Annotated in this window: 8 protein-coding genes and 1 tRNA gene; 5 read left to right on the top strand and 4 right to left on the bottom strand. The window is 67.9% G+C overall.

The window, feature by feature from the left end; all coding sequences use genetic code 11:
- A partial coding sequence (locus K5Q19_RS08635) for a DUF2280 domain-containing protein (protein WP_292943502.1) occupies positions 1 to 221 on the top strand: 221 nt, incomplete at its 5' end.
- A 154-nt stretch (positions 222 to 375) separates the two neighbouring features.
- Here K5Q19_RS08635 and K5Q19_RS08640 read toward each other — a convergent pair.
- From K5Q19_RS08640 to K5Q19_RS08655, 4 genes are all read right to left on the bottom strand, one after another.
- A tRNA-Thr gene (locus tag K5Q19_RS08640) sits at positions 376 to 451 on the bottom strand.
- Between the two features lie 143 nt (positions 452 to 594).
- On the bottom strand, positions 595 to 2,178 hold the full coding sequence (locus tag K5Q19_RS08645) for a HAMP domain-containing sensor histidine kinase (RefSeq protein ID WP_292943505.1): 1,584 nt from the start codon (positions 2,176 to 2,178) through the stop codon (positions 595 to 597).
- The gene (locus tag K5Q19_RS08650; protein WP_292943507.1) at positions 2,175 to 2,894 is read right to left on the bottom strand and encodes a response regulator transcription factor; all 720 of its coding nucleotides are present in this window, start codon (positions 2,892 to 2,894) and stop codon (positions 2,175 to 2,177) included. Before K5Q19_RS08650 ends, K5Q19_RS08645 begins: the two co-directional genes overlap by 4 nt.
- Before the next feature lie 11 nt (positions 2,895 to 2,905).
- Positions 2,906 to 4,486, bottom strand: coding sequence for a DUF4173 domain-containing protein (locus K5Q19_RS08655; protein WP_292943510.1), 1,581 nt, complete (start codon positions 4,484 to 4,486; stop codon positions 2,906 to 2,908).
- Between the two features lie 295 nt (positions 4,487 to 4,781).
- Here K5Q19_RS08655 and K5Q19_RS08660 point away from each other — a divergent pair, with 295 nt between their 5' ends.
- The 4 genes from K5Q19_RS08660 to K5Q19_RS08675 all read left to right on the top strand — a co-directional run.
- On the top strand, positions 4,782 to 8,474 hold the full coding sequence (locus K5Q19_RS08660) for a DUF4132 domain-containing protein (protein ID WP_292943513.1): 3,693 nt from the start codon (positions 4,782 to 4,784) through the stop codon (positions 8,472 to 8,474).
- Positions 8,471 to 9,571: an AAA family ATPase gene (locus tag K5Q19_RS08665; RefSeq protein ID WP_292943515.1), complete on the top strand. Its 1,101-nt coding sequence runs from the start codon at positions 8,471 to 8,473 to the stop codon at positions 9,569 to 9,571. Before K5Q19_RS08660 ends, K5Q19_RS08665 begins: the two co-directional genes overlap by 4 nt.
- A gap of 8 nt (positions 9,572 to 9,579) precedes the next feature.
- On the top strand, positions 9,580 to 11,931 hold the full coding sequence (locus K5Q19_RS08670) for a DUF5682 family protein (RefSeq protein ID WP_292943518.1): 2,352 nt from the start codon (positions 9,580 to 9,582) through the stop codon (positions 11,929 to 11,931).
- Positions 11,928 to 12,769: VWA domain-containing protein (locus tag K5Q19_RS08675; protein ID WP_292943521.1), on the top strand; the 842-nt coding region annotated here is incomplete at its 3' end. The genes K5Q19_RS08670 and K5Q19_RS08675, both read left to right, overlap by 4 nt.

Below are 12,769 nucleotides of genomic sequence, written 5' to 3' on the forward strand. Positions count from 1 at the left end.
CTCCGCAATGCACGGCCGCACAGCGCTGGGTGGACTATCACCGGGCAATGCGGGAGCGGTTTCGGACCGAGTCGGCCCAAATCCCCATCACGCACCGGGCGTTCCGCCTGCAGCGGCTTCAGCAGGCCCTTGATGATGCATTCGATCGGGGAAACTTGCGTCTCGCCGCAAAGCTGCTTGAGCAGGCGGCCAAGGAGATGGGCAATTGGTTCGTACGGTGATGGCTGCTGACGTCGGCTGACGTCGCGTAACGTCATGTGACGTTGAGCGGAAATGAACTCACTCGATAATCGATCTGGTGCTTACTATGTGCTTGCTGGAGCCAGATAGGGCCTCAGCTCACTTATTCAAAGATGGCGTAAGTCTTTGAAAAAATGGTGCCGCTTAGGTGATTCGAACACCTGACCCCATCATTACGAATGATGTGCTCTACCGACTGAGCTAAAGCGGCGCGCCTTGTGGGCAGGGGCGCGCTTTAGCCAGAGGCTGGGCTCTAGGCAATGCCAATTCGCGGGTTTATCGCACTGTTCTGGCGATAGCGGACAATTTGCGAGCTCCGGCTGCACATTCGGGCCTGGTCACGCGGGGCTTGTCTTATGTGTCAGGGATCCAGCGCGGCAGAGCTAGCCCAAAGCAGGTGCCAGCGGGTGTCTCCTGCAGGGTGAGCGAGCCGCCGTTGCGTTCGATCAGGGCACGGGCGATGGGCAAGCCGAGGCCGGTGCCGCCTTGCGCGCGTTTGCTGGTGAAGAAGGGTTCGAAGATGCGGGACCGGTCGCTGGGCGCGATGCCGCTGCCGTTGTCGCTGACGGTGAGCTCCACTTGGCGATCGATCAGGGCAGCGGCGAGGGTAACCTCGCTGGCTCCCGCCGCGCGGGCATTGTCGACCAGCGTGGTCAGTGCGGTTTCAAGTGCCGATCCATCAATACGCAGCCGGACGGCCAAGCGCGCAGCGCTCGTGTCGATGGTGAAGCCGGCTCCGCCGAGCCCGTCCGCGATGCGGGCAAGCACGTCGGCCAGATCGCAGGCGGCGCCTTCGTGGGGGCGCTGCATATCGGCCTTGGCGAGATCGAGCAGGCGCGAGATCAGCCGGTTGAGGCGCTGGGTGTCGGCGGCCATGTTGGCGAGGAAGCCCGCGCGCTCCGTCTCCGACATGGCCGATCCGTGGTCCTGCAGCAGCTCGATCCCGCCGGAAAGGCCGGTGAGCGGCGTCTTGAATTCGTGCGCCAGCGCGGTGGCGAAATCGCGCAGGTAATGCGAGCGCACTTCGATCGCGGCGGCCATCGTGGCGAAGTCCCGGATCAGGCTGTCGATCTCCTGCACCCGCAGCGTGGGCTGGGGCGGGGCGGCCTGCCGGCCTTCGGCGAGCGCGCGGGTCGCCTTGCTGAGCGCTTCAAGCGGGCGGACGATCGTGCGGCCAAGGGCAGCGGTGATCGCCACGAGGAACAGGAAGATCGCGGCTGTCCCCGCCGCGATCTTGCCCCGGTCTTCATACATGCCGCGAAACAGCGCGCGCGGCGATCGGGACAGCAGCACAACCCCGACGACGCGGCCTTTGGCGATGATCGGGCGGGCATGGTGCAGCCGGATGTCGGTCGCGCGGCTGATCCATTCGAGCGCGGAGGACCGGGTGTAGGAGCCGTTATGGCGCAGCGTGGTCACGGGTCTGCCGGCCAGCGCGGTGCGCACTTCGGGGAGGAACGCCAGCGATCTTCCGGCGTCACGGCCATTCAGCACCACGCCTTGCCGATCGAGCAGCATGATCGAGGCGAGCGTCACCTGCCGGGTCTGGTCAATCACGGGTGACCAGACCTTGGCCATCATCGCGGCGGCCGGATCGGGTTTCAGCGCAGTCGGCACCGGATCGGGCCGTTCGCCGAGCACGGCGCTCGTGCGCAGGTCGATGCCGGTCGAGATCGTGCGATCATCGTAGTTGCCGGGGTCGGTTGCCCGGCTGGCTGCCGCGGATGCCGCATCCCCGGCAAAGCCGAGCGCCGTGCTTGCCGCCAGCGCGCTGCCCTGCGCGATGAGTTCCGCTTCGGTGCGGCGGACCAGCGCGTTCTCGTAGACCCTGAGCCCGATGGCCGCGACACCGGGCAAAGCGGCCACGACGAGCAGGAGAATGAACATGATCGAGCGCAGCCGCAGGACCGGCCAGAAGCGCGCGATCAGCTGTTTCATCTGGGAGGCTGGCCCTGGCATGGCCCGAGCCGATAGCCGATGCCGGCGCGGGTTTCGATCACGTCTGCCGCGCCGCATTGGGCGAACTTGCGGCGCAAGTTGCGAATGTGGCTGTCGATCGTGCGATCGGTGACGGCAAAGCCGGGACCGTGGAGCCGGTCGATCAGGGCATCGCGCGACAGGATGCGGTTGCCGGCCGCCGCCAGCGCCGCCAACAGCGAGAATTCGGTGACGGTGAGCGCGACTTCCTGATCACTCCAGAAGGCCTGCCAGCCCGCGGTATCAAGCCGGAGCAGGCCGTGCGCCACATCCGTCGCCGCCGCTTTCGGCGGAGCAGGCGCGGCGCGGCGCAGGATGGCGCCGGCGCGCGCGACCACTTCGCGGGGCGAGAAGGGTTTGACGACATAGTCATCGGCGCCCAGTTCGATGCCCAGCACGCGGTCGATCTCCTCATCGCGCGAGGAGAGGAACAGGATCGGCACCGCGCAGTCCATCGCGCGCAGGCGGCGGCAGACTTCGAGCCCGTCCATCCGCGGCATGTTGATATCGAGCACGACCAGATCGGGCACGGCGGCGGCCACAGCGGCAAGCGCAGCCTCACCATCGATGGCTTCCTCGGTGCTCATCCCCGCCTTGGCGAAGGCGAATGCCAGCACCTGGCGGATATGCGGATCATCATCGACAAGGAGAACCTTGCGGGGAGCGGTACCGGTCATCGGTTGATCTTTCATGGCTTCGCGGGCTGGGTCAATGCAGGCGCGGGCGCGGGCGTGGCCGGTTCGAGCCCGAGAGCCTGCCGCAACTCGGTCACATCGCGGTGCGTGCAATCGATCCAGCCATGATCGACGGGGTTGAGCGCATGCTTGCGCAAGGTCGCGCGCACTTGGGCGAGGCGCAGGGTGCCCAGCACGCTCCAGCGCTCGTGGGCCAGATCCCGCGTCAGCTGCGCCTGCGCATTTTCGCGCAGCAACCGTGCCCACAGGTGGATGGCCTCGGGTGCGGGGCGCTGTTCCAGCTCTGCCAGTGCGGTCAGGGCCGATACGCCCATGCGCTGCAGATGGCAGATATCGAGCGCGGCGCCGCTGCCGCCGAGTTCGCGGGCATGGGCGATGTTGTAGCGCGCGGCCACGGCATTGAGATCGACGAAGCTGCAGCCGAGCAGCAGGGCGAGTGCAGCCGCCGCGTTGGAGTTGATCAGCCAGGCGGCGCTCTTGTCCTGCAGCAGGCGCCACATCACGAGCACGAGGCCGAGCGCCACGAGGCCCATCCAGAGCAGCGCGGCGATGCGCAGTTCAGTGAGCGAATAGGCGGCGATGTAGTCCATCGTGCGCAGGGCGGCATTGCCGACGAGCAGCACGTTCTGCGCAATCCACGCGATCACGAGGCGGCGCACGAGCGGCATCCTCGCGGTGGTGGAGCCGGGGCGCAGCGCGACGAGCACGAAGCCCGCCGCGAGCAGCGCGGTGACGACCAGCGGATAGGCGCCGCGGTGGGCGTATTCGGCGAGGGTCATGCCCTTGGGGAGCGGCGCGAGGCCCCAAAGCCAGAGCAGGTCCATGGCGTTCTGCAGGGCGAACAGGGCGTTGAATGCGATGAGCGAGAGCTGGACCGAGGCGGGTGTGACCCCGGGCAGGGCCAGATCACCGCGGCCATCGAAGGTCCCCAGCACGCGCCGGCTCATCCGCGGGCGCAGCAGGCTCCAGGCCATCGCAAACCAGACAGCGGCGATGGGCAGGCGGAAGAACCAGTCGTCGGGCGGGGACAGCGACAGGGCCTGATCGAGCACTTGCTCGATCACCGGATTGGCCGAGGCGAAGAGGCCGAGGATCACGCCGCTGCCGAGAACGGGGAGCGCAAGCTGAGGCAGCGCGCGGCGCAGCTTTCCCCTCCCGCCGCGCGGGCTGACGCGGAGCAGGCGGCGCAGATCGAGCAAGGGGGCGATCACGGCGCGCAGCGCGTGCAGGATCAGCCGTTGGCTCCAGCGCCAGGCATCGCCGAAGCGCGCGGCCGCCGGCAGGAGCGTGCCAAGCCCGGCAAAGAGCCAGAACAGCGACCAGGCCAGCAGACCGGGATCGAAGATCATGGCCACGGCGGCGATCGCGGCGAGGCCGAAGCAGGCCCGCGCTGCCCGGCGGCGCAGAATGGCAGGGCGCGCGGCGGCGGCCAGCACGAGCAGCACGAGTTGCAGCGCCCCAAAAGCCGCCAGGCCCAGCTCCCAGCTGAACATCGCGGCATCCATGGCCGCGGCGACGACGAGCGCTCCGCCAAGTTTGAACAGGAAACTTCCTCTGCGCTGCAAGCCAGCCATGCTGCACTCCCTTCCACTGCTATCCCGGCAATGGGCCAGGGGCGGGGAGGGCGGCCTGCGGGCGCTGTGCATGGCCGTTGAGGTCTGCGTGCAGAAGATATGCAGATGAAGCCGGCCCCGGATGGGTCGGCCGCGACTTGCGGCGGCATCGGCAAGGCAAGATCGCTTGACGGGAGGCCGCGCGATGCGAACAATATCGCCAACCCGTCGGACGCTGCCAAACATCCGGATTGGTTGAATTATTGCAGGGTGCGCGCCTCGTCAGGGCGCCTTGCCCGAGGGTGGGGGGACAGCCGTGGCGTTGGGGATCTGGGATCGGTTCAAGTCTTCGCTTGGTCTTGGCGCCTCTGCGTCCGGAGAGAGTGTTGGCCGCGCGCCGATCAGCAAGCTCGTCAAGCATTTCGGGACGCTCGCCCAGCAGGATGGCAGCTTGCCAAAGCAGATCGCGGCCTATGTCAGCGCGGGTGAGCCGGCTGCGGTGCTGCTGAAGCTGCAAGGCAATGCGGTGCAGCAGGCATGGCGTTCGCGCCACAGGGTCTATCCGATCAGGGACGAAAGCGGCCTGTTCACCACGCTTGCCGATTGGCGCGTGGACCAGATGATGCGGCTGGGCGAGGTTCTGGCCGCGCTCGATCCGATCAGCTGGGACTGGGGCTACTTCGGCACGAAGAAATCGCCGGACTGGCTGCGCCACGCCGTGACGCAGTGGCTCGGGCAAGGGCGCAAGAACCAGCCGGTTGAAACACTTGAGGGCCTCGCGCTGGTCGGAGGGCTGGGGTTCGGGGCCGTGCTGGATATCGTGTTTTGCCGCGATGCCGTGCAATATGGCTCCAACTCGTCGGTGGACCGGTTCGCCGGGGTCGAACAGATGCTTCGGGACAGGTCCGCGGCCATCGGCACTGCGCTGGCCGATGCGGGCGCGGATGTGCGGGCCGAAGTCATCGGCGCCATCGGCCGTTCGGGTCTGCAGACGCTCTATCTGTCCCTGCTCGTGGATGTGGCGACCGGATCATCCAAGAAAGTGCGCGCGGCGGCGCGGCAGGCGCTGACGGGAACCGACGGCGCGGCGCTGGCCGCCTGCATCGCCGAACGGTTTGCCGCTGCCGCGCCGGGGCAGCGTGCCGAACTGGTCGAAGTTGCCGCATCGACGCTCGGCGATCTGGCCGCGCCGACGCTGGCGCGCCTGCGTGAGGGCGAGACTTCGGCCAAGGTGATCGCGGCGTTCGAGCGGACCGCCGGTGCCGCGCCCGCGCCCGGTGCCACGGATGAGGCGGTTCCGCTCCGACCGGACGGCAAGGGCGGCTACACCGCGGTCGATGGCACGTGGGTCGATCTGCCTGCCGCCGAACCGGGCCCGGGGGCATCGCCGTTCGATCGCAGTGCGCTGGCGTTGCTGGCGCCCGCAGCGGAGGAGTTCAACCGCCTGCTCGCCAAAGGCAAAGAGGAAGCCGAAAACAACAAGTGGCACTGGTCGAAGCAGTATTCCCCGGTCGATCGCGCCGCTCTGGAGCGGATCGCGAAGCTCGCGGAGAGCACGTTCCTCATCAGCACGAACCAGAGCGCCTTGGGCTGGTTGAATTTGCCCCAGTTGCGCCACCCGGCCGTTGACCGGTTCCTCGATGATCCGCGCGTGTCGCTCCACCATCTGGTGCGCCTCGCGCTGGGTTCGTCCAACCGGCATTTCTACAGTCTGTTCAATGGCTGGTCGGGTCAGGCCGGCGGGGCGGTCCAGCGGCGGCTGGAGGCCGGGCTCGACATCCGCACGTTCTATGATGTGTGGCTGGCGAACGGTGGGCAGGACTTCGTCTCAGACCATCTGACCCAGCGCTGGTATTCGCCGCAGCCGGAAATCGATCTGTCGCTGTGGCCCTTGCTGGCCGAGCGGCTAGCGATGCTCGACGAGGCGCTGGGCATGGTGCCGCAGTCCGGAGGCAGCCCGATGCGGCTCTCCGTGGGGCTCGAACTGCTGGGTCATTTTCCCAAGCTTCCTGCGCGCTACCGTTCGCGCCTGCTGGCCCTTGCCGGTGACAGCTCCAGCCATGTGCGCACGCCTGCGCGCGCCTTGCTGGGCAGCACGCCGGGCCTCGGCGAGGCCATCGCGCGCCAGCTGGAAGACGGGCGGCAGGAGGTGCGGGCGCAGGCCGCAGACTGGCTCGCCCAGCGCGGCGAGCGCGGCGAAGTGGCGGCGATCCGGCGGGCGCTCGCCAAGGACAAGAGCGATCTTGCGCGCGCGGCGATGATTTCCGCCCTGGAACGGCTGGGCGAGGACGTCTCGGAGTTCTTCGCCCAGGATGTGATGCTGAAGGACGCGCGGGCCGGCATCGCCAAGCTCAAGATCAAGGCGCTCGACTGGTTTCCCTTCGATCGGCTGCCGCAGCTCAGGTGGGAAAACGGCGAGCCCGTCGATCCCCTCCTGCCGCGCTGGTGGGTGCTGCTCGCGGGCAAGCTCAAGCAGCCTGGCGGCAATGCATTGATGACACTGTGGCTCGACCGGCTCGCCCCCGGCGATGCGCACAAGCTGGGCTGGATGGTGCTGACGTCATGGATCGATGAAGACACCCGCACCCCCAGCGACGAGGATGCCAATGCCTATGCCGCCGCGCATGTCGACGCGGTGCTCAAGCAGAACATCGCCAATGCCAAGCGCTGGCCGCAGAGCGCCGATTACTTCCCCACCGATCGGGATATGGTCTTCGCGCGGCTGAAGGCGGGGATGACCTCGCAGTATCTGGGCAGCGCGGCGGACAGCAAGGGCATCCTCGCACTCTGCGCGCGGGTCAACGGGGCCGATGCGGCACAGCGCGTGCGGGCCTTCCTGAAGGATCACGGCGCGCGCGTGTCGCAGGCCAAGGCGCTGCTGGATGCGCTGGCCGCCAATGGCAGCAGCGCGGCGCTGCAAGTCGTGCTCGCCGCGTCCAACCGGTCGAAGCAGAAAAGCGTGCAGGCCCATGCCGGCGCACTCATCGACGCGATTGCCGATCGGAACGGCTGGTCGGCGGGCCAACTGGCCGATCGCACCGTGTCCACCGGCGGCTTCGATGCGGACGGCGTGCTGGAGCTCGATTGCGGCGAGGGGCGGACGTACACCGCGCGGCTCGACGAGCAGGACGCCCTGGTGCTGTTCAATGCCGATGGCCGCGAGGTGAAGGCGCTGCCCGGCCCGCGGATCGACGAGGAGCGTCCGGTCGTCGAAGCGGCCAAGAAACTGCTCTCCAACGCGCGCAAGGAAGCAAAGCAGGTCATCACCGCGCAGACCGAGCGGATGAAGGAAGCGATGTGCCTGCAGCGCAGCTGGCCGCGCGAGGATTGGGAAAGCTTCATCGCCGGCCATCCCATCGTCGGGCGGATCGCGGCGCGGCTGATCTGGCAGGGCTGCGACCACGAGGCGCAGCCGGTGGCCCTGTTCCGTCCGCTGGGGGATGGCAGCTATACTGATGCGCAGGACGGCGATATCGATCTTGCCGCCTTCGCCGAAATCCGGCTCGCGCATTCCTCGTTGCTCGATGCGGCGGCCATTGCCGCATGGCGCGGGCATCTGGCCGACTACGCGGTGCAATCGCCGTTCGACCAGCTGGGCCGCGATCTGCCGCAGCTTGACCCCGATCAGGCGGGCGCCCGCGCGATCAGCGACCGCGAAGGCTGGATGATCGAGACGTTCAAGCTGCGCGGCGCGGCGGGCAAGCTTGGCTGGCAGCGCGGCCCGGCGCAGGATGGCGGCTGGTTTCTGACCTACGAGAAGACCTATCGCGAGGCGGGTCTGCAGGTGGAAATCGAATTCACCGGCAGCCCCCTGCCCGAAGAGAACCGCCCGGCTGCGCTGCAATCGCTGAGCTTCCGCAAGTTGCGCGGGTCTGGCGGGGGCGGGACGGCGGTGGCGCTGCGCGATGTGCCGCCGGTCCTGCTCGCCGAATGCTGGCGGGACTATCATGATATCGCCGCCAAAGGCACCGGCTTCGATGTGCTGTGGAACAAGAAGGCCTACGCATGACCGAGCAGACCGAAGCGATCCGCAGACCGGCCGAACAGCGCTATGCCGCCGAGCTGGCCCTGCTTGCGGCGGACGACGCGAAGAACCCGCGGCCGGCCGGCTGGAAGCTTTCCCCGCGCGCGGTGCGCAAGTTCCTGCTGGGGGACGCGAAGCTGGGCATCGCGCGCAAGTTCTATGGCGATGATCCGCTGGCGGACCGCGCCATCGTCAGCCTGATGAGCCAGCAGGGGCTGATGCTGGTGGGCGAACCCGGCACGGCCAAATCGCTGCTCTCCGAACTGCTGGCGGCGGCGATCTCGGGCACCTCCGCGCTGGTGGTGCAGGGATCGGCGGGCACGACCGAGGACCATATCCGCTATGGCTGGAACTATGCCCTGCTCCTGGCCGAAGGCCCCAGCGAGCGTGCGCTGGTGCCATCGCCGGTGCTCAATGCCATGAGCAGCGGCCGGATCGTGCGCTTCGAGGAAATCACCCGCTGCCCGCCCGAAGTGCAGGACGCGCTGATCTCGATCCTTTCGGAAAAGGCGCTGGCCCTGCCCGAACTCGGCCCTGATGCCGTCAGCATGGCAGCGCCGGGCTTCAACGTGATCGCCACCGCCAACTTGCGCGACCGCGGCGTTCATGAAATTTCCAGCGCGCTCAAGCGCCGCTTCAATTTCGAGACGGTGCACCCGATCAGCGACCCGGATTTCGAGCGCGAACTCGTGCTGAAGCAATTGGCCGAGCGTTTGGAACCCGCCGGCATCAGCGTGCGCGGCGAACGGGAAGTGGCCGATCTGTTGGTGCGCACCTTCCAGGACTTGCGCACCGGGCGCACGGCGGAAGGCGTGAACCTCAACCGGCCCGATGCGGTCATGTCCACCGCAGAGGCGGTCAACGTGCTCCATGCTGCCGCGCTGGAGGCGGTCTATCTCGATGACGGGCGGCTTTCGGGCATGCACGTCGCGCGGCAGATCCAGGGCGTGGTGCTCAAGGATTCGCCGGAGGACGGCAAACGCCTGCGCGCCTATGTCGATCATATCGTGAAGGACCGCGCCGGGCGGTCCGGGGTGTGGAAGGAATTCTATCAGGCGGCGCGGTCGCTCAAGCTGGGGTGAGCCCGCCGGTGGAAGCACCCCCACTCCATGATCCCGCGCGCGATCTGTGGATCGTGCCGATCCGGCACCACAGCCCGGCTTGCGCTGCGCATCTCGAGCGGCTGCTGGCGGCAGTCGCGCCCAGGGCGATCCTGATCGAGGGGCCGTGCGATTTCGAGCCGCTGATCGAACAGATCTGCGATCCCCGCACTCGCGCGCCGGTGGCTATCGTGGCGCTGCGCGATGTGGAGAAGGCAGGCGGCACCCGCCGGGTGGTGAGCTATTTTCCTTTCTGCAACCACAGCCCCGAACTGATCGCCCTGCAGAGCGCATCGGCCAGCGGCATTCCGGCGCGCTTCATCGATTTGCCCTCGACCGACCCGGCCATGCTTTCAGGCGATGACGATTCAGGCAGCCGCTCGCTGGTCGGCGACGAGACCCCGTTCGACGTCGGCGACTATGTCACCGCGCTCGCCCGCGAACTCGGCTGCCGCGATGGCAATGAAGTGTGGGACCAGCTTTTCGAGGCCCGCATTGCCGAGACCGACTGGGCGGGCTTCTTTGCCGATGTCGGGCAATATTGCGCCTGCATCCGCGGCGCGGTTTCCGCCGATACGATGACGCGCGACGGCACACTGGCGCGCGAGGCGCAGATGCGCGCGCTGATCGCGCGGCACCGGGCGGCCATCGAGGGGCCGATCGTGGTGCTCGTCGGCGGCTTCCACGCTTCTGCTCTGATTGAGCCCGGCCAGGACAAGGTGATCGAGCCGAAACCGGGCGCGGGGCGTTCCTATCTCGTCCGCTACGGCATGCGGCAGCTGGATGCGCTGGCCGGTTATGGCGCGGGCCTCGCGCTGCCGGGCTTCTATGAGCGGCTGTGGCAGGCGCGCGAGACCGGCGGCAAGGCGCTCGCGCTGGAGCTCATCACCGGCTTTGCGGCGCATCTGCGCGGCAAGAAGCTGGCGTCGCCCAGCATGCCGGTGGTGTTGAACGCGGTCGAACAGGCCGAGCGCCTCGCCGCGCTGCGCGAGCGGCCGTTCCCCGCGCGCGATGATATCATTGATGCGGTCCGCTCCAGCTTCATCAAGGACGAGATCCCGCCGGGTGACGTCCCGCTGCTCGCCGAGCTCAGGGCCTGGCTGACCGGCAGCGCGATCGGCGATGTGCCGCCTTCGGCAGGATCGCCTCCGCTGGTCGAGGCGGTGCGCGACAGGGCGCGGGCGCTGGGCTTCACGATTGCCGACGGCGAACGGCGCACGCGCGAACTCGATATCTACCGCAAGCCCCGTCACCGCGAAGCCAGCAGGCTCTGCCATGCCATGGCGCTGATCGGTTCCGACTTCGCGCAGCGCACCGCCGGACCCGACTTCCGCAACGATGCCGGGCTCGACCGGCTGCATGAGATCTGGTCGGTATGCTGGTCGCCGCACGTCGAGACGCGGCTGATCGAGCTCTCCGAAGTGGCGGACACGCTTGGCGATGCGCTGGCGGCCGTGCTGGCCGAGAAGCTGGCGGGCCTTTCGGCGCTTGGCCGCGGGCGCAGTGCGATGGCCGCGATCGATCTCTATGCGGCAGCGTGCCGGGCGGGGCTTGGCGCGACGGCGGACGCCGTGCTCGATGCGGTGGAGCGCCACGTGCTCGACGATCCGGAGCTGGCCTCGCTGATCGCCGCGCTGACCGATCTCGTGCTCCTGCGCCGCAGCCGCGAGGCGCTGGACATTGCCGATACGGCAACGCTCGACCGGATCATGGCCGCCAGTTGGCGCCGCGTGCTCACCCTGCTGCCCGAGCTGGCCTATTGCGGAGAGGATCAGCTGCGCCCCGCCATCGCTGCACTGGCCGATCTGCGCGGCCTCATCGAGCTGGCTCGTTCGTCCGATGCCCCCCTCGACCTTGGCTTGTTCGACGAGGCATTGGCCCGGCTCGGCGAGGCCGAGCTTGATCCCATGCTCGCCGGCGCGGTCATGGCCTTTGCGCTCACCGGCGGCCAGATTGCTCCCGAAGCTCTCGAGCAGCGGCTGCGCGGCGAACTCGCCAGCGGCTATGTCGAACCGGCCGACCGGCTGGCGTTTCTGGGCGGCGTGGTGGCGATTGCGCGCGAGCTGCTGTGGACCACGCCCGTCATCATCACCGCGCTCAACGATGTGGTGGCAGGCGCGAGCGAGGAGGCCTTCCTGGCGCTTCTCCCGCACTTACGCCTCGCGCTCATGCCGCTCGACCCGCGCGAGACCGACCGGCTGGCCGCCGAAGTCGCCGATCTCATCGGCGCCGATCCGAACCGTCTCGCCGTGCTGGTCGAGCTTCCCGAGGGCGACCTTGCCGCCAATCTCGCACTTGACCGCGAATTGCACGCCATTCTGGAACGGGACGGCCTCGCATGACCGATCCGCAGCTCCTGCGCCGCTGGCGCCTCGCGCTGGGCCGCTATGCCGAGCGTTCGCTGCCCACGTCCGAGCTTTCCCGCGCCGAGCTGCGGGCGGACCGCGCGCTCGACTATCTCTATGCGCGCGAGATGGAAAAGCGCGGGTTGCGGCGTGGCAAGCCTGACGGGCGAGGCGGCTCGCTCGATCCCACGAGCCTCACGCCGCTGGGTTGGCTGGGCGAGCTGCGCGATCTCTTTCCGCAGTCGGTCTACGAAACCGTGCAGGCTCACGCGATCGACAATCTCGGCATGAGCGAGCTGCTGTCCGATCCGGCCGTGCTCGATGCGCTGGAGCCCAACCGCGATCTGCTGAAAGCGCTGATCGCCTTCAAGGGGGCGGCCGATCCGGCGGCGCGCGAGAAGATCCGCGAAGTGACGCGCAAGGTAGTGGAGGAGATCCTCCGCCAGCTCCGTCCCCGGATCGAGGCGGCGCTCGCCGGCAAGCCGAACCGCTTCCGCCGCAGCCAGCTCAAGTCGATGAAGAACTTCGCCTGGCGCGAGACGATCCGCGACAACCTCAAGAACTGGGACCGCGAACGCGGGCGGATCGTGGCGGATCGGCTGCGGTTTCATGGCCGCAGCCGGCGGCGCCTGCCCTGGACGATCATTCTCTGCGTCGATCAGTCCGGCTCGATGCTGTCCTCGACGATCTATGCCGCGGTCATGGCCTCGATCCTCACCGCGCTGCCCTCGGTCGAGGTCAAGCTCGTGGTGTTCGATACGGCTGAGAACACCGGGAATAAAAGGGGCCACGGATCGGCCGGTAGCACCGGATTAAAAATGGGCCAGTCCTGCTA

The organism is Novosphingobium sp. (genome assembly GCF_019748365.1).
Lineage (GTDB): Bacteria > Pseudomonadota > Alphaproteobacteria > Sphingomonadales > Sphingomonadaceae > Novosphingobium.